The following is a 24,517-nucleotide window of genomic DNA, read 5'->3' as shown; positions in this document are numbered from 1 at the left end:
ATTCCGACCCGACGCGCGCGGTCTTGCCACCCGAGACACAAATGTGCCCAGGCAACCGCTCTAGTGTAGGGAACTCGCTGGTGGATACCAAATCGCCGCCCGCGGCCGACGCCACACAGGGGCCCACCGCCGATCAGGCAGGTGACTGACGCGGCAGCCCGGCGGCGTTAGGTTAGTGTTGGCTTACCAACCAGGTGTCGAGGAGTGAGAAATGAACATCCGCAAGAGTGTGGCCGCAGCGGCGCTGATGGGGCTGGCCGTGTTCGGTGTCGCCGCATGCAGCGACGACAGCAACTCGGAGTCGGCCACCACGACGAGTTCGGCCCCCGCCGAGACCTCGGCCGAGTCCTCGACAGCGAGTTCGAGTTCCGGTGAGACCGAGAGTTCGCTGGAAGCCTCTGAGGCCCAGACCACCTTGCGTACCGTCCTCTCGCCCGAGACGGATCCCGCAGAGTCTGCGAAACTGGTCGATTCCACCGACGCCGGCATCGGGATGCAGTTGTCCGGGCTCGCCCGTGGATTCACCGCGGCCGGGTACACCCCCGACAAGTTCACCGTCACGACGGTGACCGCCGACGGCGCCGACGCCGCGACCGTGAACGTCGAGGTCGCGAGCCCACATACCCCCGCGCCGGTCGCGATGCCTGTCACCTTCGTCAACGCGGGCGGGCAGTGGAAACTCTCCTCCACCTCGATCGCCGATCTTGCCTCGATGGGCGGCAGCCACGGCGGCTGATCCGGGCCTCACACCCCTCGATGCCCGGCCGCGTTCTTGCGGCCGGGCATCGCTGTATTCGTCGACCACCTGCGGATCGTGCCGCCCCCGACGGTCCTGCGAACGTGCGACAGATCGCAGCTGCGCCCGTCTGTCTTCCCTTAAACTGGCACGCACAGTCGACGAGAGGCACCGATGACCGATGGTGACGGGTTGGAGCGGAGTACCAGGGCGGATCTGAACAAGTATCCGGCGCCCCCTGCTGCGGACGCCGAGTACTGGCAGCCGTACGACCCGTACACGCCGTACAACGGCGATCCCCTCGCCGGCCTCGATCAGCCGTATCCGCCCTACCCGGTCGCATATCCGTCGAGTCCCTACCCAGGGCCCTACGCACCAAATCCGTATCTGATGGCCCCGTTCGTGCAAGCCCCGCCGAAGACGAACGCGATGTCGACCGCGGCCATGGTCTGCTCACTGGTCGCCATCCCAGGTGTCTTCATGTGTTTCGGAATGGCGCTCGCGCCAGTCGGTGTGGTTCTCGGAATCATCGGGCTCGGGCAGATCAGGGACCGCCCCAACGAATCCGGCGAGGCGCAGGCGTGGACGGGGATCATCGTCGGGGGGTTGCTGACCCTGCTCTGCGTGCTCATCGGCACCCTGTGGTTCGCCTTCGCACTGGACGGGCTGTGACGCCGCCGTACGCTCGCGGGCCGATCTTTCAGCTCGCCTGGGTCGTCGCCGACATCGCGGTTGCCGAGAAGGAGCTGACGGCGGCCTACGGCATCGAATCCTGGCTCCGCATACCGGATGTGGCGTTCACACCCGATCGCTGCACCTATCGCAGCCAGCCCGCCGACTACACCATTCACGTCTCGCTCGGATACGCCGGCGGACAGCAGCTCGAACTCATCGAACCGGTCACCGGCGACAATCTGTACACCGAGTTCTTGAGCTCGCACGGTCCCGGCCTCCATCACGTCGCCTGGATTCCGGAGGACTTCGACGGCACCGTCGCACAGTTGCGCGCAGACGGTGTCGAGATCCTTCAGTCCGGCGAGTTCTCCGGTGTCGGAATGGAGTTCGTCTACATCGAGGGCAACGGGTTCGGCTCATACGTCGAACTGATGAAACTCTCGGATGACATGCGGTCCATGTTCGACGGCCTGGTGCCGAGCGGGTACACGAACCCCTGGCAGCGCTGAGCCGACCGTTCCGCCCGCCTTTGCTACCCGCGGGATTTCAGTCGGCGGACCGACCGTTGTCGGCCGCATAGACGGCGCCGTGGACCGCGGAGGCGTCGTCGCCGGCCAAAAAGGCGATCAGCTTCGCCACCTCGGCCGGCTGGGACATGCCTCGGGGCGATGCGGTACGCATGATCAGATCGAAATCGGCGCCATCGGGCGCGACGAAGTTGCTGACCTGTGGGGTCAGCATGCCGCCCGGGCAGACCGCATTGACCCGAACGGCGGTGTGGGCGTACTCGACGGCCAGGGCTCGGGTCAGGCCGATGAGCCCGTGTTTCGCGGCGCAATATGCTGCCGAATACGCCTGTCCCTGGGTTCCTGCGGTCGATGCGACGTTGACGATGTTGCCCGCTGTCTCGAGGAGATGCGGCAGTGCGGCGCGACACAGGAAGAACGGGCCGTTCAGGTTGACGGCGAGGTCACGGTGCCACTGTTCGTCGGTGACCGAGGGGGTGTGCCGCATGGTGTGTGCGCCCGCGACGTTCACCAGACAATCCAACCGACCGAACTCCGCGACGGCATCGGAGATCGCGTCGGCGCAGGCGCCCGCATCGGCGAGATCGGTGACGCGCCACCGGCCGTGCGGCACCTCGGCGAACACTTCGGACAGACGATCGGGGTCCCGGGCGAGACCGTAGACCCGGGCGCCGCGAGACCCGAGCAATCGGACGACGGCGGCTCCGAGGCCCGACGACGCCCCGGTGACGACCACGACCTTCCCGTCGAGCACGGACATGCCTGGGTTCTGCGCGGCGTCGGTCATGCGACCATATAAGCACGTCCGCTTAACCAGACCGGGACGATCGCCACTTCAGATCGCGAGCGCCTCGGCAATGGTCGGCCAGGACCGGTGGAGGTCGAGGTTCCAGTAACCCCAGGAGTGCAGTCCCTCGCGGTAGTCGAATGTGATGTCCACGCCGGCGGCCTTCGCCTTGGTCTCGAAACTCCGGGTGCAGGCCAGGGCCGCCGCCTCGAGCACACCGCCGACCGGTGAGGCGAGACCTGCCAACCCCAGCGACGGGTCGGGCAATCCGCTGCCGACCGCGACATACAGCGGCTTCCCACGCAACGCCGAGATGTTCACCCCCGGATCGTGCGCCGCCCATGTCTTGTTGTAGGCCGACCCCCACATGTTCTCCGGTTCGCCACCACGGGTCCGCACCGAACCCGTGGTCGCGTTCTGTGCCGTGGGGTCGCCGAGGTCGAGACAGCCACTGAGCAACACCGCCCCCGCGTAGAGGTCGGGGTTACGCACCGCGAGCATCATCGCGCCCGTGGCACCCATGGACAGCCCCTCCACCGCGTTGCGGCCGTTGCCCTGAAAAGTCGAATCGATCAGCGGCGGAAGCTCCTGTGTGAGGAACGTCTCCCATTTGTTCCTGCCGAGCGCCGGATCGTCACGCTGCCAGTCGGTGTAGTAGCTCCCCGTGCCGCCGATCGGCAACACCACATTGACGTTCTTGTCCGCCATGAAGTCGACGATGTCCGTGTACTGCGTCCATCCGCTCTGCGTGTAGCCGCTGTACACGCCGGCGTCTATCCCGTCGAGCATGTACAGGGTGGGACGCTTCTTGCCCTGAACGGGCTTCTTCGGCAGGAGTACGTCGACTCGGACGGTTCTGCGCATGGCCGGGGAATAGACCGTCAGATTGGCCCGCTGCGGCGACGCCATGACGATCTTGTCCATTCGGGCCACCGGCTGGGCCAGTTCCCGCCCGGCGGGATCTGCGGACGCCGTCGAGGTCACCCCAAGCTCACAAATGACACACAGGATCACTGCGGTTATGATTACCGAAAGCTGCCGTCTCACTTGCGATTCCCCCGAACGTCAGTACCCACCGAATACGCCACCGGCGAGAAGTAAACCATGTCAACGCCCGATGTGAAGGGCTGACGATAAGCTCGGAGGTCACATGGCAGACAGCGGGCCCGACCACAGGAAACGCGAGTTGCTCGACGCAGCCGAACGGCTGATCGCGACTCGCGGCTACGAGGTGCCCCTTCGGGACGTCGCCGTGGCCGCCGGACACCGAAACAACTCGGCCGTGCAATACCACTATCGCAACCGCCAGGGACTCATCGCGGCGATCGTCGCCCGCCGACTCGGGCCGATGGAGAACGAACGGGCGAAAATGCTGGAAGCTTTTGCAGCACAAGGCAAGCAGCCGACGGTTCGCGACCTGATCGAGGTGCTAGTACTGCCCATCTTGCAGATGAAGGGCACCCACTACGCGCGCTTCCTCGAGGCCATCCGACCCCACTGGCCCGACGAATCCATTCCAACGGGTTACACCGAATGGCCGAAAGTTCTTGACCAGCTGAACAAATCGATCAGGGCTGACAAGCCGGCCAGAATTCGCCGGGTCACAGCGGTCGCGACGGCGATGTTCTCACTGATTGCCGACTACGAGCGGCGTACCGAGCTCGGCGAACAATCCGACTCCGAACCCGCCGAGATCGTCGACATGCTCAGCGCCATGATGACCGCAGGACTTGCCTGATACTGCGCAGATACTGTAATGCGCTTAGCCAGGCGAACTTCCACCGAAGTCGACTTACGGTTTGACGCCCCCACGCCATGGGGTAACGAATTGTGGAGCATTGCCGATCCCCTTATGCAGCATGAAACCCCTGTGCGCATTTAACGATGGTCATCTGATCTTTAATGTCGCCGGACACCCATCCGCTGCCCAGTTCAGCCCGAACGACTACCGAGATACAGACCGACTGCACAACGACAACCACGGGAGGGGCGTTGTGAAGCGAGCCTTGAGCAGCACGAATATGAGTTTTCCTTATACCGGCGATGACAAGATCATCACCACAACTGAACTTACGGAACTTGATTCGCCCGCAAGCGTCGATCAGACGTTTGCCATGACAGAGGCCCAGCGCGGCATCTGGTATGCGCACCAGTTCGATTCTGAAGTCCCGCTTTCAGTTTCGGCTTACGTTGAATTCCGCGGCCCGATGGACCTCGAGGCCCTCGCGAAAGCTGTGCACTACACCGCTTCCGAAACCGAATCCGGGCTGCTGCGCGTCGTGGAAACCGACGCCGAACCCCGCCTCTATGTAGACCGTGACCTGGATGTTCCGTTGCAGTTCGTCGATCTGCGGCACGAGTCGGACCCCCACGAGCGTGCGATGGAATTCATGACAGCCCATCGCACCAAGCCCGTCGACCTGCAGACCGATCGGCTACTCGAGGTCTTTCTGTTAGAACTCGGCGAAGACCACCGGATCTTCTATTGCTGGGGACACCACCTGGCGTTCGACGGTTACGCCGCCATGTTCATGATGACGGCTGTCGGGCAGCGCTACGGCGCACTCGTCGATGGACGCGACTACACGCCGATGACCTCGGCAACCATGACCGAGATATCAGAACTCGATCACGCCTACCGGTCGTCCGAGGACTTCAACTCAGACCGGGAATTCTGGAAGCAACAACTCGACGGCATCGACCCCGAGGTCGCCGAGACCGCTCGTGCATCGCTGTCCCGGACCGAGACGATCCGCGGTACGGCTGCCGGTGAAGAGACATCTGCGTCGGCCATCGCGCGCATCGAATACGGCCAATTGAGTTCTGAGCTCGCAGCCACCCTGCGCGCGGTCGCCGCCGACAACGGTGTCCGGCCGGCATCGGTGGTCACCGCTGCCGTCGCGCTGTATCTCGCCGGTTACACCGGCCGCAACCAGACAGTCATCAGCCTGCCGGTCGCGGCACGCACATCGGATCTGATGCGCACAAGTGCCGGGATGACCTCCAACGTCCTGCCGATCGGTGTCACCGCGACACCGCGGATGACAATCGCCGAGCTACTCACCCATGCCAATCATCAGATCAAGCATGCCCTCAAGCATCAGCGGTTCCGCCACGAGGACATCCTGCGTGACCTGCTCGGAGACAGCGGATCGGAACGGGAGTTCTTCGGTCCGATGGTCAACGTGATGCTGTTCTTCAGCCACATCGACTTCGGACCGGTCAGTGGCGAGGTGCATTTGCTCTCGACCGGTCCGGTGGAAGACCTCTCGGTCAACGTGTACGAGAACTTCGGCAGCGACGAGATCATGTTCGACCTCGAGGCCAATCCCAACCGCTACACGAACGACGAGGTGCGCGGACACCACCAGCGCATCGAGGCGCTCCTCGAAGCGCTGGTCACCAGCGATCCGCAGACCACCGTGTCGCACCTCGACAACGTCCGCCCGGACGAGCGGCGACGGGTGCTCTCCGACTGGAACGACACCACTGCCCCCTTCACCGCAGGCACGCTCACCGAACTGCTCGACGCCGCCGCGGCCGCCCACGCCGACTCCTGCGCGCTACTCGACGCAGACACCGCCGGACCCACACTGACCTACGGTCAACTCTCCTCGAGCACGAGCGCTCTCGCGCGCCGTCTGATCGACCAGGGCATCGGACCGGAGTCCGTGGTCGCCGTGATGATCCCTCGCAGCATCGAGCAGGTGGTCGCCATTCATGCGGTCATCAAGGCCGGCGGCGCCTATCTGCCGATCAACCCCGACGACCCGGCCGACCGGATCGAGCACATTCTCACCACGGCGACCCCCGCTCTGGCACTCGTGGCCCCCGGCCACCAAGACCTTCCGGTGAACACCCTCACGGTCGATCTCACGGAACTCTGCGCCATCCCGGCCGACCCGATCACCGACACCGATCGACGCGCGCCGCTGCGGCCGGAGCATCCCGCCTATGTCATCTTCACCTCGGGCTCGACGGGCAAGCCGAAAGGCGTCAGCGTCAGCCATGCCGCCATCGCCAACCGGCTGCAGTGGATGCAGGCCGAGTACGTTCTCGATCGCCGCGACCGCGTCATCCAGAAAACTCCGGCCACCTTCGACGTCTCGGTCTGGGAGTTCTTCTGGCCGCTGATGACGGGCGCCGCACTGATCGTCCCGACACCGGATGGCCACCGCGACCCCTGGTACCTGCGCGAGGTAATCAGCCGCCACCACATCACCGTTGCCCACTTCGTACCCTCGATGCTGGCGACCTTCGTCTCCGCATTCGAATCCGAGGACCGACCGGACGAGGGCACACTCGAATCCCTGCGCCTGGTGTTCACCAGCGGCGAAGCCCTGAGCACACCGACCGCGGTCCGCTTCGGCACCATCAGCTCCGCCCCGGTCCACAATTTGTACGGACCGACCGAGGCCGCGGTCGACGTCACCTACCAGAACGACAGCGCCGCATCCGAGGGTTCGTCCGTCCCGATCGGACGACCGGTCGCGAACACCGCCGTCTACGTTCTCGACCAGCAGCTCCGCCCCCAGCCCGTCGGCGCCATCGGCGAGCTCTACCTCGCAGGCGACCAGCTCGCCCGCGGTTACGTACGACGCCCCGACCTGACGGCCGACCGTTTCGTGGCCAACCCCCACCAGCCCGGCCGCCGGATGTACCGTTCCGGCGACCTCGTCCGGTGGCGCGCGGACGGCACTCTCGACTATGTCGGCCGCAGCGACTTCCAGGTGAAGATCCGCGGACAACGCATCGAGCTCGGAGAGGTCCAGGCGGCACTCGACGCGGTCACCGGAGTCCGCGAGGCCGTGGTCATCGCGCGCACCGACGCCGCGACCGCAGAAACCATGCTCGTCGGCTACGTCACCGGTTCCGCGATGCCCGCGGCCGCAGACATCCGTGCGGCTCTGCGTGCGACCCTGCCCGAGTTCATGATCCCGGCCGCGATCGTCGAACTCGACGAGATCCCCACCACCTCGAACGGCAAACTCGACCGCCGAGCACTACCCGAACCGCGGTTCGAGGTTGCCGAGCTCGCGGAACAGCAGCCGGCGGACGACCTCGAACTGGCACTGAGCCAATTGTTCTCGGCCGTACTCGGCCGCGAGAGCACCGGAGCGGCAACCTCGTTCTTCGATCTGGGCGGTAACTCGCTGCTCGCCACCAAGGTGGTGTCCCGACTCAGCGCCATGGCCGGCACCCGGGTGGGCATCAAGACGCTCTTCAATGCGCCGACGCCGGCCGATCTCGCCGCTGCGCTGCGTGAGATGGGTATCGACGAGCAACAGATCAGCCCAGATCGCCACAGTTCGATTCCCGTGGCGCCTGCGGACACGGTGCGGATACCGCTCTCTGCCGCGCAGCAGCGGGTGTGGTTCATCAACAGGTCCGACCCGGGATCAGGCGCATACAACATCCCGTTCCGGCTCAAGCTTCGCGGCGAACTCGACCACGCCGCACTACATCTGGCGCTGCGCGACGTGGTGGAACGCCAGCAGATCCTGCGGACCGTGTTCCCACTCGATGAGCAGGGGCCGTTCCAGCGGGTGCTCTCCACCGAGGACGTTGCAGATCAACTCGATCTGCGCACCGTCACCGTGGAACCCGCCCAGGCCGAATCGGTGTCGCGGGAGCTCGCGGGCGAGGGCTTCGACCTCGGAGAGCAGATCCCCTTGCGGGCCCGGCTCCTGCAGGTCACCGAGACCGAGCACCGCCTGGTGATCGTCCTGCACCACATCGCCGCCGACGGGCTGTCGTTGCCGCCCTTGGCCCACGATCTCTCTGTCGCGTACGCGGCGCGGCACGCAGGTCAGGCCCCGCAGTGGCAACCGCTGCCGATCCAGTACAGCGACTTCAGTGTGTGGCAGCAGAGCCAGCTCGAGAATGACACGGACAGCAATTCCATTGCAGCTCAACTGGAATACTGGGTCAACACCCTGTCCGATCTCCCGGCACAGACCGAACTCCCCATCGACAGGCCGCGTCCGGCCGAGCCGACCATGCGCGCGGGCGGTCACAGCTTGACCCTTGATGCCGACGTGCATCGCGGGTTGCTCGCATTGTCGGGAGCACCCGGTGAGCAGACCATGTTCACGGTGGTCCACGCGCTCATCGTGACGCTCCTGCGACGCATGGCCGCCGACGACGACATCTCGGTCGGCACACCGGTCGGGGGCCGCGGAGACGATGCACTCGACCAGCTCGTCGGCATGTTCGTCAACACCGTGGTGTTGCGTACACCGGTGAGCAAGTCGGACACGTTCTCCGATCTCATCACCCGCTTGCAGGCCGTGACACTCGATGCTCTCGCCCACGCCGACGCGCCCTTCGAGCAGGTGGTCCAGGAGCTCAATCCCGATCGGTCCAACTCCTCCCATCCCCTGTTCCAGGTGAGCATCGCGGTCAACGAGAACGCGCGCGTCACCATCGAGTTGCCTGGCGTGAGTGTGGATGCCGCCCCGATCCCGACCGGGGTGATCAAGTTCGATCTGCAGTTCACCATCACCGAGCACCTCAACGAGCAGGGCGAACCGGGCGGTGTCGAGGTCGAGATCGAGTACGCCTCTGACCTTTTCGACCATTCGACCATCCGCGCGCTCGGCAAACGCCTGCAGCGGCTGGCCCGCGGGGTCCTGACACATCCGACCCGACCGATCGGCGACATCGGCATCCTGGGTCGCGGCGAAGAGGCATCGCTGGTGCCCGCCACGGGCCCCACCCCACGACGAGCGCGAACCCTGCCGGGCATCCTGGCAGCCGCAGTCGACGAGAATCCGCACGCCATCGCCGTACGCGGCATGCGGGATCAACTCACCTACGCAGAACTCGACGCGCGCTCGGATGCGTTGGCCCACCTGTTGATCGGCCAGGGCATCGGTCCGGAAGATTTTGTCGCGGTGGCGATCCCACGATCGATCCATTGGATCGTCGCCCTCTGGGCGACTGCCAAGACCGGCGCCGCCTGGGTACCTGTCGATCCCAAGTACCCGATGGAGCGCATCAACCACATCGTCTCGGATTCAGGCGCGCGGCTGTGTCTGACGATCAGCGACTCACCGATCACCCCTGGCGACACGCCCACCATGGCGATCGACCACCCTGAGCTACTCGAGCGACTACACACTGCCGCCGCCCGCCCCGTCGGTGACTCCGATCGGGTCGCCCCACTGACGCTGGACAATCCGGCATACCTGATCTACACCTCCGGTACCACCGGCACGCCGAAGGGCGTCGTCGTGAGCCACAACGGGCTTGTCGACTTCACCACCGAGCAGGTTCAGCGATTCAGGGTCGAACCAGACAGTGTCACACTGCATTTCGCATCACCGAGCTTCGACGCATCGGTCCTCGAAGTTCTGATGGCCGTCGGCGGAGCCGCGACCATGGTCATCGCCCCACCGCACGTGCTCGGCGGCAACGAACTGCAGCAGGTGCTGGCCGACGCCTCGGTGACCCACGCATTCGTGACCCCGTCCGTCCTGGCGACGATGGACCCCGGCTCCCTGCCGGCCCTGTCCACGGTGATCATCGGCGGAGAGCATCCGAATCCCGAGGTCGTATCCCGCTGGGCGCGAGATCGCAACCTGTTCAACGCATACGGCCCGACAGAAGCGACAGTGGCCGCAACCATCTCGGCCGCCATCACCCCCGAGGGCGCACTCAGCATCGGCGGGCCCGTACGCGGCATGGATCTGCTCGTCCTCGATGAGCGCCTGCAGCCGGTACCGGTCGGCGCGGTCGGCGAGCTCTACCTGGCGGGCGGTCATCTGGCCCGTGGTTACCACCGGCGTACGCGTCGCACCTCGGAGTCGTTCCTGGCAAACCCGTTCGGACGCGACGGTGACCGGATGTACCGGACCGGCGACCTCGTGCGCTGGACATCGGCTGCCGAACTCGAGTTCCTCGGTCGCGCCGACAGCCAGGTCAAGGTTCGCGGGTTCCGTATCGAACTCGGCGAGATCGACGCGGCGCTGGTCCGTGATGACCTCGTCGCCGAGGCGGTCACCATCGCGCGCCCCGGCAGGGACGGGTCCACCGAGTTGGTGTCGTACGTGAGCCCCGCCCGCGCCCAGACCCTGCAGTCGGATTCACTCCGCGAACGCCTGACCAATCAGCTGCCCGGGCACATGGTGCCGCGGGTGATCATGGTGATCGACAAGATGCCGGTCACCCCGAGCGGCAAGATCGACTACCGGGCGCTGCCCGAGCCGACGCGCGGTACCGGCAACACCTCCACCGACAACGGAGGCAGCCCCCGTGGACGCCGCGAACTCGAGATCGCGGACATCTTCGCCGAGGTCATCGGCCGCGACGCCGCGCAGATCGGCCGCGCCGAGGACTTCTTCGACATGGGCGGCAACTCGCTCATGGCCACCCAGGTAGTCGCCCGACTCGAGACCATGACGGGCCGGCGGGTACCTGTTCGCACCCTCTTCGACAACCCGACCATCTCTCGACTGGCCCGGGCGGTTGCAGCCTCCTCCGACGACGAACAGATCGCTCCCCTCCCCGAACTCGTGGCGCGCGAGCGGCCGGAGACAGGCCTGGATTCGGTTCCCGCACTGGCAGCGTCGCGACTGTGGTTCCTCAACCGGCTCGAGCCGGAGTCGGGCGCGTACAACATCGCGTTCGCCGTCGCCCTCACCGGCGATCTGAATGCACGGGCGCTCGCGCAAGCACTGTCCGATGTGACCGCCCGGCACGAGCCGCTGCGCACGATCTACCCGGAGGACGACGGCAGGCCGCAGGTCGAGGTGCTCGAGGCACCCACCTTCGACCTCTCGGTACGCGAGGTCGCGGCGGATGAGCTGGCAGCGCATCAGAGCGCTCTGGCCGCCACAGGTTTCGATCTCCGCAGCGAGCACCCGATCAGGGCCGAGCTGGCGAAGACCGGCGAGGCACAACACGTGCTGACGATCGTGATCCACCACATCGCCGCCGACGGCTGGTCGCTTCGGCCGCTCGCCGCCGATCTCGCCACGGCGTACCACGCGCGCAGTGGCGGCCGTCCGCCCGAGTTCGCACCGCTGCCGGTCCGGTTCCGCGACTTCGCCGAGTGGCAGCGCGCGGCCCTCGGCGACGATCAGGACCCCGACAGCCGCGTCAATGCGCTGCTGGACTGGTGGCGCGGCACCCTGGCGGACGTCCGCAGACAGTCGATGCTCCCGGAGACGTTCACGGGCCTCGAAGGCAGCGGCACCGTCGATTTCGACATCGACGCCGACATCGTGGGCCGGCTGAACCAGATCGCACGCTCACGTGACGCGAGCCTGTTCATGGTGATGCACAGTGCGCTGGCAACCCTGCTGCACCGGCTCAGTACCGACCCGGAAGTACACCTCGAAGGCGCCGACTCCGATGTGGTCATCGGTAGTCCCGTCGCCGGCCGCGACCACCCGCAGCTCGCTGAACTCGTCGGCATGTTCGTCAACACCGTCGTGTTGCGTACCGTTGTGCCCGCCCGCGCCTCGTTCATCGAGCTGGTCGACCGTGTCCGCGACATCGACATCGACGCGTTCTCGCACGCAGACGTTCCGTACGACCAGTTGGCGGCGGCGGTTGCCGGCGACCGGCGACAGCAGGATCCGCTGGTCCGGGTGGCGCTCGCCTTCGCAGAGGACGCAGGACCAGACCTGGCCCTCGGGGATCTGCAGGCCGAGGTATCCGAGATCGACACCGCGGGCACCAGATTCGACCTCGAACTCCGGGTCACCGGCGGCTCGATGCGATTGACCTACGCCCGTGGGAAGTACCGCACAGAGACCATTGAGGCAATGGCGCAGCGGCTGGTGCGCATCCTCGAAGCCGTGGCGGCCGATCCATCGGTCTCGGTCGACGAGATCGACATCCTGGACGCCTCCGAGTGGCCCGCAGCCGATGTCACCGTCGACGAGTCGGGTGAGGCATGGTCGGACAACGAGACACTGCTCCCCGATCTGCTCGCCGATGCCGCCTCGCGCAATCCCGACGCGGTGGCTCTCGTGTTCGAGGCCGGCCAGTGGTCGTCTCCCAATCCCGCTGCCGCAGATCAGCACTCCTTGACCTACCGCGAACTCGACGAGTGGTCGAACCGGTGGGCGCGGTATCTGCTCAGTCTCGAGATCGGGCCGGAGGACGTGGTACCGATCGCCCTGAGCCGTAGCGCCACCTCGGTCGCCGCCCTCTGGGCCATCACCAAGACCGGTGCGGCCTTCGTTCCCGTCGATCCGGCGTACCCCGCCGAACGGATCGAGCACATGATCACCGACAGCGGCGCCACGGTCGGCATCACCGATGAGGCAACCGCGTCGAGTTTGCCTGCGGGTATTCGCTGGATCAGTCTCGACGGGCAGCTCGGCGCTGCTGTCGAGACCATGAGTGGACGCAGACTCAAGCGGCAACGCTGGGCCACGTCGGACAACATCGCCTACATCATCTACACCTCTGGCTCGACGGGTGTACCGAAGGGCGTCGCCGTCACCCACCGCGGACTGGCCCCCCTGGCCACCGAGCAGCGTGAGCGGTACGACATCGGCACCGATTCGCGCACATTGCATTTCGCGTCGCCCAGCTTCGATGCCTCGATCCTCGAACTCCTGCTCGCGGTGTCGACGGGTGCAACGATGGTCATCGCACCGCGTATCTACGGTGGCATCGAGCTGGAGAACTTCCTGCGCGATCAGCAGATCACCCACGCCTTCATCACCCCCGCCGCGTTGGCGACGATTCCGGGCACCGACCTGCCGGAGCTGCGAACTCTGGCTGTCGGTGGCGAGGCTTGCGGCCCCGAGCTCGTCGAGAAGTGGGCCCCCGGCCGCACCTTCCTCAACGCGTACGGACCCACCGAGACCACCGTTGTCTCGTTGATGGCCGAGCTGCACCCCGCGTCAGAGGGTTCGGGACAGACCAGTATTCCGATCGGGACCCCGGTGCGCGGCGAACGAGCGGTCCTACTCGACGCCCGGTTGCGTCCGGTTCCCCCGGGCGTCCCCGGCGAGTTGTACCTCAGCGGCGCCGGCGTCGCTCGTGGCTACCTGCAGCGGGCGGGCCTGACCGCCACGCGCTTCGTGGCCAGCCCGTTCGGCGATTCCGGTGACGTGCTGTACCGCACCGGCGATGTCGTGACCTCCGATCCCGACGGTGTCATCACCTACCTCGGGCGCAGCGACACCCAGGTCAAGTTGCGCGGCTTCCGTATCGAACTCGGCGAGATCAACGCGGCGCTGACCGCCCGCGACGACATCCGTTTCGCGGTGACCGTAGTACGGGGTCAGGGTGAGGGCGCGAGCCTGGCCAGCTATATCGTGCCCGAGGGCACCGCCGCCGACGTATCTCCCGACGTCGATGACATCCGACGACATCTGCAGGCGCGATTGCCGCGGCATCAGGTTCCGGCATCGATCACACCGATCGGCGAGGTGCCTCTCACCCCGAATGGCAAGCTCGACGTCAAGGCACTGCCGGCGCCGGTGGTTTCGGCCGGCGGCGAGCAGCGTCGACCGGTGTCCGGCGACACGCAACAATCGCTGGCCGAGTTGTTCGCCGACGTACTCGGCGTACCCGCCGACCAGGTCGGTGCAGACGACGACTTCTTCGAACTCGGCGGCACGTCGCTGACAGCAACCCAATTGGTCAGCCGGATCAATCGCTCGCTCGGGACGGACCTGCCGGTGAAGGTCGTCTTCGACCATCCCACCGTCAGTGACCTGGCACAGATAGCAGCCGACGGTGACACCTCCGCGAGCGCCGCACGAACGCCGTTGACAGGGCGCGGTGAGCATGCCACCAGTGCGCCGCTGTCCCTGGCGCAACGCCGGCTGTGGTTCCTCGCCAGCACCGACCCCGAGTCGGCGGCATACAACGTCCCGTTCGCGGTGGACTTCCACGGCGAGCTCTCGGTTGATGCTCTACGACTGGCCCTCATCGACCTGCTCGATCGGCACGAGAGCCTGCGCACCCTGTTCCCCGAAGTGGGTGGCGAGGCCGTGCAGGTTCCCGAACCGGATGCCACCAAGATCGTGGGCAACCGGCTGCCGGTGGAGCATCACGACGACGTCGACCGTGACGCACTCGTGTTGACCACTGCGGCACAGGGTTTCGATCTCTCGACCGAGGCGCCGGTTCGCTTCCGGTTGCTCCGCACCGGACCACTGAGTCACACCCTGGTCGTGGTTGTCCATCACATAGCCGCCGACGGCTGGTCTCTGCCGACCCTGCTGGGCGATCTGATGGTCGCCTACCGGGCGCGTATCGGGAACTCGGCACCGGACTTCGAACCGCTGCCCGTGAGCTACATCGACCACACGCTGTGGCAGCGGGCCACGGTGGGATCACCCGACGATCCTGACAGCGCCGCGCACCGCCAGCTCGATTACTGGCGCGAGGTACTCCGAGGCGCACCTACCGATTCCACGATCCCGTCGCTCACCGAGCACGCAGCAAGCGGCGCCGAGACAGTCGCCGACAACAGCGGCGGTCACATCGCGTTGACGATCGATGACGACCTCCGTGGTGCGATCGCAGACCTGGCCCGACGCGAAGGCGTGAGCCCGTTCATGCTGATGCACGCCGCCCTGGCAGTACTCATGTACCGCATGGGAGCCGGGTCAGACGTGCTCATCGGCACTCCCGTAGCCGGCCGCTTCGAGCCGGAACTCCAGCGAGTTGTCGGCATGTTCGTCAACACCCTGGCACTGCGGAGCTCCCTGGACCCGACGTCATCGTTCGTCCAGCTGCTCTCGGAGATTCGAGAAAGTGATCTAGAAGCGCTTGCCCACGTGGACATCCCGTTCGACGACGTGGTCGCAGCGGTCAATCCGCAGCGGGTTGCCGGTCGCCATCCGCTGTTCCAGATCGCGCTTTCGGTGCACGACTGGTCCGAGACAAGTCTCGGTGGCGACCTCGACGCAGGCCCCGGCCTGTCAGCGCAGGTGACCGAAATCGACAACCCGACGGTCAAGTTCGACCTGCAGTTCACGGTGACCGGTATCAATCCCGGCGCCGATAGCCAAGGCCGGATCAAGATGACCTACGCCAGTGCGCTCTACGACGAGCGGACCGCGGAAGCCATCGCCGGAAGGCTCGTTCGGGTGCTGCGTGCGGTCACCGACACCCCGGAGAGGCCGATCGGTGACACCCCGGTCACCGACTTCGTCGAAGAGGCGACCCTCGCCCCGGTGCGTGGCCTGCCCGCACCCCGGCCGCGTTCGCTCGCCGAGCTGTTCGCTGCCGCGGTCCGCGACAATCCGGACGGCACCGCGTTGATCGACGCGCACACCAGCGTCAGTTACCGCGAGGTCGACTACCGGTCGAACAAGCTCGCCCGGTTGCTCCTGCGCCGCGGCCTGGGTCCTGATTCGCTGGTCGCCATGGCCATTCCGCGGTCGGTGGACTCGATCATCGCAACGTTGGCCATCACCAAGACCGGCGCCGCGTTCCTGCCGGTCGACCCGACCTACCCCGCGGCCCGTATCGAACACATGCTGTCCGACAGCCGGGTTCGGGTCGGGATCACCATGGCCGAGCACGCACAGTCGTTGCCGGCCGCAGTCGACTGGTTCGTGCTGGACGACGCGGCGGTGCACGGCGCCACCGCAGCGCTGTCGGCTCTGCCGCTGACGCGCGATGAGATCGGCGACGGCCCGAGGCATGAGCAGCTCGCGTACATCATCTACACCTCCGGCTCCACCGGTCGGCCGAAGGGCGTGATGGTTTCCCATCGCGGCCTGGCGGCGGTACACGATGAGCTCAAGGTCAAGATGCGTCCCGAATCAGCCTCCCGGGTCCTGCATTTCGCATCACCGAGCTTCGATGCGTCTGTGCTCGAGATGTTGATGGCCATTTCCGGACGGTCCGCACTGGTGATCAGCCCCACCGACGTCTACGGCGGCGAGCAGCTGGCAGATTTCCTCGAACTCAGTGCCGTCACGCACGCGTTCATCACTCCGGCGGCGCTTGCCAGCCTCGACCACCGCCGCGTACGCGGTCTGCGCACGATCGCGGTGGGAGGCGAGAGCTTCGGTCGTGACCTGGTTCGCAAATGGGCGGACGGCCGGACGATGTACAACGTCTACGGTCCCACCGAGACGACGATCATCACCACCAGCAGCGACCCGCTGACGCCTGAGGGCCCGATCACCATCGGTTCGCCGAACCGTGGGGTGCGCGCGTTGGTACTCGACACCCGACTGCACCCGACCCCGGTCGGCGTCGCCGGCGAGCTCTACCTCATCGGCGATCAGGTCACCCGTGGATACTTCGGTCGTCCGGATCTCACGTCCACACGGTTCGTGGCCAACCCCACCGGTGTCGGCGGCGAGCGGATGTACCGCACCGGCGACGTCGTCCGCTGGACGGCTGCGCGCACCCTGCAGTACGTCGGTCGCAGTGACGATCAGGTACAGGTCCGCGGCTTCCGGATCGAGCTCGGCGAGATCGATGCGGTCCTCGCCGGATTCGACTCGGTCCGTCACTCGACCACCATCGTGGACGGCGACTCCGACCGTCAGGCCCGGCTGCTGAGCTACATCGTCGCCGAGGACGGCGCCGACGTCGATCCCGCCGCGTTGCGAGAGCAGCTGTCCCACAAACTGCCCCGCCATATGGTGCCCTCGGCCATCACGGTGCTCGACGCCATCCCGATGACCCCGGTCGGCAAATTGGACAAGAAAGCCCTGCCCAAGCCTGAGGTGTCGACCGTCGCGGGCCGTCCGCCCGCCGCCGGCACCGAAACCCTCGTGGCCAGTGCGTTCGCCCAGGCATTGGACCTGGACACAGTGTCGGCCGGCGATGGCTTCTTCGATCTCGGCGGCAACTCCCTGCTGGCAACGAAGGTGATCGCGACACTGCGAGAACAAGCGGGCGTCGAGGTACCTGTCGGCTGGATGTTCAGCGACTCGACCACCGAAGAGCTCGCTGCCCGAATCGACGGCGAGCGGAATCGGACGGCGAACCAGCCTGACGCGGCACCCGTCGTACCCGCCGACGATCCGGCGCTGGCACCCCTGCTCTCGTTGCGAGCCAACGGAAACCGAGCTCCGGTGTTCGCGGTGCACCCGGCACTGGGCGTCGCCTGGAGCTACACGTCCCTGCTCCCCCACCTCGACTCCGACCGACCGCTGTACGGCCTGCAGAATCCCGCGCTGTCCGGCGGCCCGCGGTTGCGGTCGGTACCCGACCTTGCCGATTTCTATGTGCAGCAGATCCGTTCCGTGCAGCCGCACGGGCCCTATCACCTCGTCGGCTGGTCACTCGGTGGCTCGATCGTGCACGAGATGGCGGTGCAACTCCGTGAACAGGGCGAGCAGATCGACCTGTTGATGTTGCTGGATTCGTACGTGATCCCGGGTAGGCCCGGGCTCGACCTCGAGCCTTCGGTCGCAGAACTGCTGGAGGAGTTCGGTTTCGCCGATGCCCGCGAGGCTTTGGGCCACACCGAGGACGCCGATCTGAGCATCGAGCAGGCGACGGAGATCATCCACAGTTCCGAGGGTCCGCTCGCTCACCTGTCGGTCGCCGCCCTCGAATCGCTTTACGAGGCGTACGTGGCCGCGACCGCAGTGGCCCGCGACTGGACACCACGGCACTACGACGGCCACGCCGTCTTCGTGACCGCAGAGGTGGATCCGCCGGCCGGAGGTCCTGCCATCGAGGATTGGCGAGCACACGTCGCCGGCGAGATCGACCACATCTCGGCGCCGTGCCGGCACAGCCAGCTTCTCGACTCGGAGCATGTCGGCCCGGTCGCCGCCGCGCTACGCGCCCATCTGGACCCGCCGGTGACACACCACACGACCGACATCGCCCGCCCGAACAACCACGCGACCACAGACAAGTTCGCAACAGCAGGGGAAAGGACACATCATGAAAAATCCATTTGATGACGAGCGGGGTACGTTCCGCGTTCTGGTCAACCACGAAGGCCAGCATTCGCTGTGGCCGGATTTCGCTCCGGTACCCGGCGGCTGGACGTCACAGCACGGACCGTCCGGTCGCGAGGACTGCTTGCAGTACGTCGAGAAGAACTGGCGCGACATCGCGCCGCGCAGTCTCAAGCAGTCGATGTCAGAACGTAAGCACGAGATCCGAGCAGTCCGCGACGAGAAGTGGTGGATCAATGGATGAGTATGCGATCGAGGTCTCCGGCCTGACGAAGACCTTCGGTGGCACATTCGGTCGCGGCGAACCTCACCGCGCACTCGGTGGCGTCGACCTGCAAGTCAAGCGCGGCACCGTGCACGCACTCCTCGGACCGAATGGTGCGGGCAAGACCACGACGGTGCGGGTGATCTCCACGCTGCTCAAACCCGACGAGGGAACAGTCACCGTGCTGGGAACCGACGCATTGGCCGATCCCGCCAAGGTGCGTCGCAGCATCGGCGTCTCCGGACAGTACGCCGCGGTGGACGGCAACCTGACGGGTTGGGAGAACCTTCGCATGGTCGCCCGTCTGTACGGCCTCAAGCGCAAGGCCGCCGGAGCTCGCGCCGACGAACTGATCAGCGACTTCCGGCTCAGCGACGCGCGGGATCGACCGTCCCGTACGTACTCCGGGGGTATGCGCCGGCGACTCGACCTGGCCGGTTCACTGATTGCCCGGCCGGGTGTCGTGATCCTCGACGAACCCACCACCGGCCTCGACCCGCGCGGTCGCCGAGAGATGTGGGCCCTGATCGAAAACCTGGTCAGTACAGGCACAAGCGTGCTGTTGACCACCCAGTACCTCGAAGAGGCCGATGCCCTCGCCGACATCATCACGGTGATCGACAAGGGCGTGGTGGTCGCGAAGGGCACCGCCGCCGAATTGAAGGCTGCGTCCCAGTCCACGCTGCTGACAGTTGAAATGGCGGGGGGCTATGACCGCGACCGGCTCGTCGCCGTGCTGGCCGAATACGGATCCGGTGAACCGTACAGCCATGCCCACTCGATGGCCTGGCATGTTCCGGTCGCACACGGTAATGCCAGTGCTGCGGCGATCATTCAAGCGCTGTCCGAGTCAGGCATGACCGTCTCGGACTTCACCGTGGACGCCCCTACTCTCGACGACGTCTTCTTGAACCTGACGTCGACGACCCCCGACAAGAACGAGGAGCGTGCTGCGTGACGACAACATCTGCGCAGCCGTCTCCCGACGACACGAAGCAGGCGACCGAGAAGCAGGAGAAGTCGAACAAGGTGACCACGACGTCGATGGGCTCTGAAGATTTCCTTCCCGCGAAAGGTGGCGGCCTGTTCTCCGACAGCTCGGTCATGGCGGGGCGAAATCTCCTGACCATCCGCCGCGTGCCGACGCTCCTGGTGAGCGCCACCGTGCAGCCCTTCATGTTCGTCTTCCTGTTCGCGTACGTCTTCGGTGCAACTCTCGGCGGCGCCTCGTACCGCGAGTTCTTGATGGCTGGCATCTTCACGCAGACAGTTGTTTTCAACTCGGCCTTCACCACTGTCGGACTCGCACAAGACCTTCAGTCCGGCATCGTCGACCGCCTGCGCACTCTGCCCATGTGGTCGCTGGCGGTGGTGCTCGGTCGGACGCTCTCCGACCTCCTGGTCAGCATCGTCAGTGTGGCCGTCATGGCACTGTGTGGACTGGTCATCGGCTGGCGCATCCGCGGCAGCGCGCTCGATGCGCTGATCGCTCTCGGCCTCATCCTGCTGCTTGCGTTCGCGATGTCGTGGGTGGGTGCGTTCTCCGGTCTCATGGCACCCAATGTGGAGGTGGCGCAGAGCATCGGGTTCGTGTGGATGTTCCCGATGACGTTCCTGTCGAGTGCGTTCATCTCGGCGCAGAGCCTGCCCGGCCCGCTCAAGACAATCGCAGAGTGGAACCCGATCACCGCGGTGGCCACTGCATCTCGGCAGTTGCTCGGCAATGCAGCGCCCGCCGACTTCCCGCAGGCCACCGGCTGGGTCGCCGACAACGCAGTGCTCTACTCGGTCCTCACGTGCGCCGCGATTCTCATCGTCTTCGTACCGTTGTCGCTGTGGCGCTACCGCTCAGTCGCAAGCCACTGATCTTCCGCGATCTTGGTGGGTTCTGGCGACCATTTCCGCAGGTCGGCGTCGCCAGAACCCACCAACTCCAGGCGTAGGGATCAGTAGTCGGCTTCGGCAGCCAGGATCTCGGCGAGAAACGCGTCCTCGGGCGGCGCAGCGAGCCGCTGTCTGACGAAGCGTCGCACCCGTTCGCGACTCTCTACCGGTTCGTCCACCGGCACTCCCACCGTGAGCGCGGCCGACGACCAATCGTGGCCCCACAGTTCTGATTCCGACGGCACCTGATCGCCGGTCCGGAGCGCGATCCTGGCGGCGCCGCGACCGTCCAGTTCAGCTGCACCGGCGATGGTTCCCGATCGCAGCGTCACGGCGATGCCAGACGGGTCGCCGCCGATCATCATGGTCCGGACGACCGCGGTGGCCGGGTTGTCGCCGTCCCCGATCGGTACCACCCACTCCGCGGTGTTCTCTGCGGCATCGAAGGTGTGCGGTGGAACCGCGCCCCACTTGATTGTTGCTGCACCACGCGAGATCGCTTCGGTATCAATGGCCGTGCCGCTACCCGCCGCGAGCGCATAATCGTCCTGCTGACCGATGCCGGCCGCGGCGCGCAGCCCCGAGTCGTCCAGCATGTCGGCCAGATCAAGCCACAGTGCCGAGTCGGGTCCGGCGGCCGCCCCCGTTTCTTCCGCGAGTTCGACTGCACGAGCGACCATATCCATTATCCGGTGATCGCCACCGCGGACGTGCCGGATCAGCGCAGCTGCGTGCGGCGCCAACAACGTGGTCACATCGGAGTCGAAGGTGTCGCCGGCGAAAAAGTGTTGGGCCTGTGCGGTGAGCAACGCGACCTCGGCGTCGAGCAAGGCTTGGTCCAAGGGGCCGATGCCATCGAGCACGCTCGTCGGCCACCAGCGGCGCAGCCAGTGACCCAGTGCGAGACGACGCGGATCCTCGAGCGAGCCCGCGACGATCTCGGCGCCAGAGATCTCGAGGGAATCCGGGGTGGCGGCGTCCTCCATGGCAGCGGCGAGCGCCACATGACCGGGTTCCCCGACGACATGCCACAGCCAGTCCGCCTGTTGGTGGTCGAGAAAGGTGATCCTCGGAGGTGCCGCAACATCGACCGTCCAGGACATCACGGCGCCACCGACCTCGAGTACGGCGACCAGTGGTGGGTCTTCGGGTGCCGGGCCGATACCCCACAGCCTCGACTCGGTGTTCAGCCTCATATCGCACCCGCGCCCGATGTGGGGGCCAGCTGGTTCTCCAACATCGCCTTGATGCGTTGGCGCTGATCCAGACTCGTCGACCGTGCCACCCCGTCCAGCAGCGCCCGGACGTCGTCGACGTCGGCGCACGTTTCCTGCCACACGTCGCGCCCGTGCAATCTGGCCCACAACCGACTCAGGTAGGGGCGGGCGAACGCCCGGAGGTCATCGACCACCCGTTGCTGGCGCGGATGCAACGCAGCGCCGTCCGCAAGGCAGCGCCTCGCGTGCAGAACGTACGCCTCCTTACGCAACCGGGCCTGGATCTGTGTCGCAACAGCACTGTGCGGACTGTGCTTTTCGTCCAGGGGCATGAGGTCGACGGCGAGGTCGATGCCGACGATCAATGTGGCCTGCCGATCTTCGCCGAGCAAACCCCACGGCGCGCAGACGCGGTCCACCTCCTCGTCGCACAACAGGGGGATGTCAGGTAGCTCTGTGCGATCCAGGCCGCGGCGCAGGGTCGCCCGGACCCGCTCGGCGACCGTGCGATCGAGCGGTCGCTCACCGCGCTGTTCACCGATGACGTCCGGACGCTGCTGCGGGGCAACCGAACTCAGACCGACATCGACGATCGACCACGGCAGGGCTCCATCGACGTCGCGAGCGAGCGCGCCGAGATTGTATGGAGTCTCGTCTGCGATGAGTGCCGCCCACACCCGCTGTCGGGCACCATGGGCGCGGTGATCGCCGGTCGGCCCCAGCACGGTGCTCAGGCCCCCGAGAAAGGGACCAGTGATCGCGCCACCCGGGGACACATCGCGCCAGCCGGTCGCGAGTTGCCGAGAGAGTCTCTCCACCACAGCAGGGTCTGCCAGATGATCTGTGAGAACCGCACCCGCGGTTCGGTCTCGGTCCCCGTGCAGTTCCAGCAGCGTGGCCTCCGCGGCGGCGTCGCTGTCGGCCGGCGGCGCCCCTGCGGTGACGGCAAGCTCGAAGCAGACCGGGAAGTACAGCTCCTGCGCATTGCCGGTGGTGATCCGAAGCCGCCTGCGAGCCTTCTTCAAGTGCGTGAACCACCTGGCGGTCAACAGCAGCTCATGACCGTGTCCCACGATCAGCGCATCGACGGCAGCCGCCGCCTCACCGGTCAGAATCGGCGTCGAGAACTGCGGGTTGACGCGTAGCCGCAGCACCAACGGATCGAGGATGCGTTTGACCGTGCGACGTAGCGGTCCACCGTCACTGCTGCTGAGCACTTCGAGACCCGGGCCGATACGACGCCATGCCTCATCGATCACCGCCCGTCGTGGACGGGCCACGGACACGTCGGTGGCCACTTGCAGCCCCGTACTCATCAGGCGATCGTAGACCGAGGTCGCCGGCGTAACCAGCTTCGAACTTGGGATCGGTAGCCGCCTGCCAACGAGAACGTAGACCCATGCGAACACGACTTTCCCGGATGAAGACCACCACCGTGCTGACCCCGGCCCGACACCGACGACCGAGCGCGACACCCGCCGGGGCCGCCATCGGCGTCGGGACAGTAGCGGGCATCCCAGGGCCGCCTCGTGAAGGCGCGGCGATCATTGACGTCGAAACCGTTACAGGCGAGCGCTTTCGCGGCGAGCTCACGACCTCCACCTGCCACGGCGCAGCCCTCGACCTGAAGCCCGGTGTGGTGGTTGCGGTCCGGTTTCATCCAGACCGGCCAACCGACCTCACCCTCGCCGACGACATGATCGCAGCGCGTGCGGCATTCGACCACAGGTTGATCCGCAAGGGCATCACGACCGCCGCGAAGATCGACCTTGTCCGGCGCGGGAATCGATCCCAGGCTGTCGTGACCGCGATGCGCGCCACCTGCCACTTAATCGAGGACCACCGAGAGATCACTGTCGACCTGATGGTCGCCAGAACCGACGGTGGGCAGTTCGCCGCTCGCGAAACCGCATTCATCCCAGCCGCATCCTTGGCCTCTGTCGCGCCCGGCAGCGTGATCGCCGTTTACTATCGAACCGCGGACGAATCCGCGATCGCGATCACGGTGGCCAAGGCCTGACACCCACTCGTTGGTGCACATCGCACACCGGACGTACAGGAGTGTTCGGGATTCGGAGTTCGTCGGAAGAGCCTCACACTATGGAATTTTCAATGTTCGAGCCGCGCCGGGTGTCATCCGGTGCTGCGGTAGTAACTTCGGGCTGCGTCGTCGTGTGGAGTTTCTCGTGAACTTGTGGGCCTGTTACGCGGCGAGTGGTTCGTTGGTCAGGGTGCGTCTGGCATGCGAATGCATAGGAGTGCTGGTGCCGGGTTTGATGAACCAGGGATGGCCGTCATGTCCCAGGAACACGGTCCAGCCTTTGTGGTGAATGTAATTGTGATGCCTGCGGCACAGCAGAACCGTGTTGGCCAGGCTCGTCTCACCACCGTGACTCCAGAACGTGATGTGATGGGCATCGGTCCATCCGGCCGGGCACCCGCAGCCGGGGAACGCACAGCCTTTGTCCCGCGCAATCAGTGCTTTGCGGATGGCGGGTGTGACCGTCCGGAACTCACGCCCCACCTGCAGGGGCACAGCGTGGTTGTCGAGCAGGATTTTGGTGATCAC

The 24,517-nt window shown here is 65.9% G+C and carries 14 protein-coding genes; 9 read left to right on the top strand and 5 right to left on the bottom strand.

Annotated features, from left to right (window positions below; genetic code table 11):
• Positions 1-211: 211 nt before the first annotated feature.
• The 3 genes from DFR67_RS20740 (at position 212) to DFR67_RS20730 (ending at position 1,920) form a co-directional block, all read left to right on the top strand.
• Positions 212-736 carry an MTB12 C-terminal domain-containing protein gene (locus DFR67_RS20740; RefSeq protein WP_110471412.1) on the top strand — a complete coding sequence of 175 codons (525 nt, stop codon included), beginning with the start codon at positions 212-214 and terminating at the stop codon, positions 734-736.
• Positions 737-910: 174 nt separating this feature from the next.
• A complete protein-coding gene (locus DFR67_RS20735) occupies positions 911-1,408 on the top strand; it encodes a DUF4190 domain-containing protein (protein WP_110471411.1) in 498 nt (165 codons plus the stop codon).
• Entirely contained in the window at positions 1,405-1,920 is a 516-nt protein-coding gene (locus DFR67_RS20730; protein WP_110471410.1) for a VOC family protein, read from the top strand. Before DFR67_RS20735 ends, DFR67_RS20730 begins: the two co-directional genes overlap by 4 nt.
• A gap of 37 nt (positions 1,921-1,957) precedes the next feature.
• Here DFR67_RS20730 and DFR67_RS20725 read toward each other — a convergent pair whose 3' ends face one another.
• Together DFR67_RS20725 and DFR67_RS20720 are read right to left on the bottom strand one after the other, a co-directional pair.
• Complete coding sequence (locus DFR67_RS20725) at positions 1,958-2,698, bottom strand: SDR family NAD(P)-dependent oxidoreductase (protein WP_110471545.1); 741 nt, start codon at positions 2,696-2,698, stop codon at positions 1,958-1,960.
• A 75-nt stretch (positions 2,699-2,773) separates the two neighbouring features.
• Positions 2,774-3,772, bottom strand: a complete 999-nt coding sequence (locus tag DFR67_RS20720) for an alpha/beta hydrolase (protein WP_245938066.1) — start codon at positions 3,770-3,772, stop codon at positions 2,774-2,776.
• A 103-nt stretch (positions 3,773-3,875) separates the two neighbouring features.
• On the opposite strand from DFR67_RS20720, the gene DFR67_RS20715 reads away from it, so the two are divergent.
• From DFR67_RS20715 to DFR67_RS20695, 5 genes are all read left to right on the top strand, one after another.
• On the top strand, positions 3,876-4,463 hold the full coding sequence (locus DFR67_RS20715) for a TetR/AcrR family transcriptional regulator (protein ID WP_110471409.1): 588 nt from the start codon (positions 3,876-3,878) through the stop codon (positions 4,461-4,463).
• Between the two features lie 283 nt (positions 4,464-4,746).
• Positions 4,747-18,582: a non-ribosomal peptide synthetase gene (locus tag DFR67_RS20710; RefSeq protein ID WP_110471408.1), complete on the top strand. Its 13,836-nt coding sequence runs from the start codon at positions 4,747-4,749 to the stop codon at positions 18,580-18,582.
• Positions 18,566-18,826, top strand: a complete 261-nt coding sequence (locus DFR67_RS20705; protein ID WP_110471407.1) for an MbtH family protein — start codon at positions 18,566-18,568, stop codon at positions 18,824-18,826. The genes DFR67_RS20710 and DFR67_RS20705 overlap by 17 nt, the downstream gene beginning before the upstream one ends.
• Positions 18,819-19,805, top strand: coding sequence for an ATP-binding cassette domain-containing protein (locus DFR67_RS20700; RefSeq protein ID WP_110471406.1), 987 nt, complete (start codon positions 18,819-18,821; stop codon positions 19,803-19,805). The genes DFR67_RS20705 and DFR67_RS20700 overlap by 8 nt, the downstream gene beginning before the upstream one ends.
• Before the next feature lie 125 nt (positions 19,806-19,930).
• The gene (locus tag DFR67_RS20695; protein ID WP_110471543.1) at positions 19,931-20,713 is read left to right on the top strand and encodes an ABC transporter permease; all 783 of its coding nucleotides are present in this window, start codon (positions 19,931-19,933) and stop codon (positions 20,711-20,713) included.
• Between the two features lie 80 nt (positions 20,714-20,793).
• Here DFR67_RS20695 and DFR67_RS20690 read toward each other — a convergent pair whose 3' ends face one another.
• On the bottom strand, positions 20,794-21,927 hold the full coding sequence (locus DFR67_RS20690) for a hypothetical protein (RefSeq protein ID WP_110471405.1): 1,134 nt from the start codon (positions 21,925-21,927) through the stop codon (positions 20,794-20,796).
• Positions 21,924-23,264, bottom strand: a complete 1,341-nt coding sequence (locus DFR67_RS20685) for a hypothetical protein (protein WP_110471542.1) — start codon at positions 23,262-23,264, stop codon at positions 21,924-21,926. The genes DFR67_RS20690 and DFR67_RS20685 overlap by 4 nt, the downstream gene beginning before the upstream one ends.
• Positions 23,265-23,347: 83 nt before the next feature.
• Here DFR67_RS20685 and DFR67_RS20680 point away from each other — a divergent pair, with 83 nt between their 5' ends.
• Complete coding sequence (locus tag DFR67_RS20680) at positions 23,348-23,968, top strand: hypothetical protein (protein WP_146240490.1); 621 nt, start codon at positions 23,348-23,350, stop codon at positions 23,966-23,968.
• Between the two features lie 183 nt (positions 23,969-24,151).
• Here DFR67_RS20680 and DFR67_RS20675 read toward each other — a convergent pair.
• Positions 24,152-24,517: HNH endonuclease signature motif containing protein (locus DFR67_RS20675; RefSeq protein ID WP_211325120.1), on the bottom strand; the 366-nt coding region annotated here is incomplete at its 5' end.

Origin of the sequence: Williamsia limnetica (assembly GCF_003217475.1) — a bacterium.
GTDB lineage: Bacteria > Actinomycetota > Actinomycetes > Mycobacteriales > Mycobacteriaceae > Williamsia > Williamsia limnetica.
This window is presented reverse-complemented; position numbering and strand designations above follow the sequence as displayed.

Coding starts and splice junctions, on each gene's coding strand:
- DFR67_RS20740 (WP_110471412.1), top strand. CDS start 212: ATGAACATCCGCAAGAGTGTGGCCGCAGCGGCGCTGATGGGGCTGGCC.
- DFR67_RS20735 (WP_110471411.1), top strand. CDS start 911: ATGACCGATGGTGACGGGTTGGAGCGGAGTACCAGGGCGGATCTGAAC.
- DFR67_RS20725 (WP_110471545.1), bottom strand. CDS start 2,698: ATGTCCGTGCTCGACGGGAAGGTCGTGGTCGTCACCGGGGCGTCGTCG.
- DFR67_RS20715 (WP_110471409.1), top strand. CDS start 3,876: ATGGCAGACAGCGGGCCCGACCACAGGAAACGCGAGTTGCTCGACGCA.
- DFR67_RS20710 (WP_110471408.1), top strand. CDS start 4,747: ATGAGTTTTCCTTATACCGGCGATGACAAGATCATCACCACAACTGAA.
- DFR67_RS20705 (WP_110471407.1), top strand. CDS start 18,566: ATGAAAAATCCATTTGATGACGAGCGGGGTACGTTCCGCGTTCTGGTC.
- DFR67_RS20700 (WP_110471406.1), top strand. CDS start 18,819: ATGGATGAGTATGCGATCGAGGTCTCCGGCCTGACGAAGACCTTCGGT.
- DFR67_RS20690 (WP_110471405.1), bottom strand. CDS start 21,927: ATGAGGCTGAACACCGAGTCGAGGCTGTGGGGTATCGGCCCGGCACCC.
- DFR67_RS20685 (WP_110471542.1), bottom strand. CDS start 23,264: ATGAGTACGGGGCTGCAAGTGGCCACCGACGTGTCCGTGGCCCGTCCA.
- DFR67_RS20680 (WP_146240490.1), top strand. CDS start 23,348: ATGCGAACACGACTTTCCCGGATGAAGACCACCACCGTGCTGACCCCG.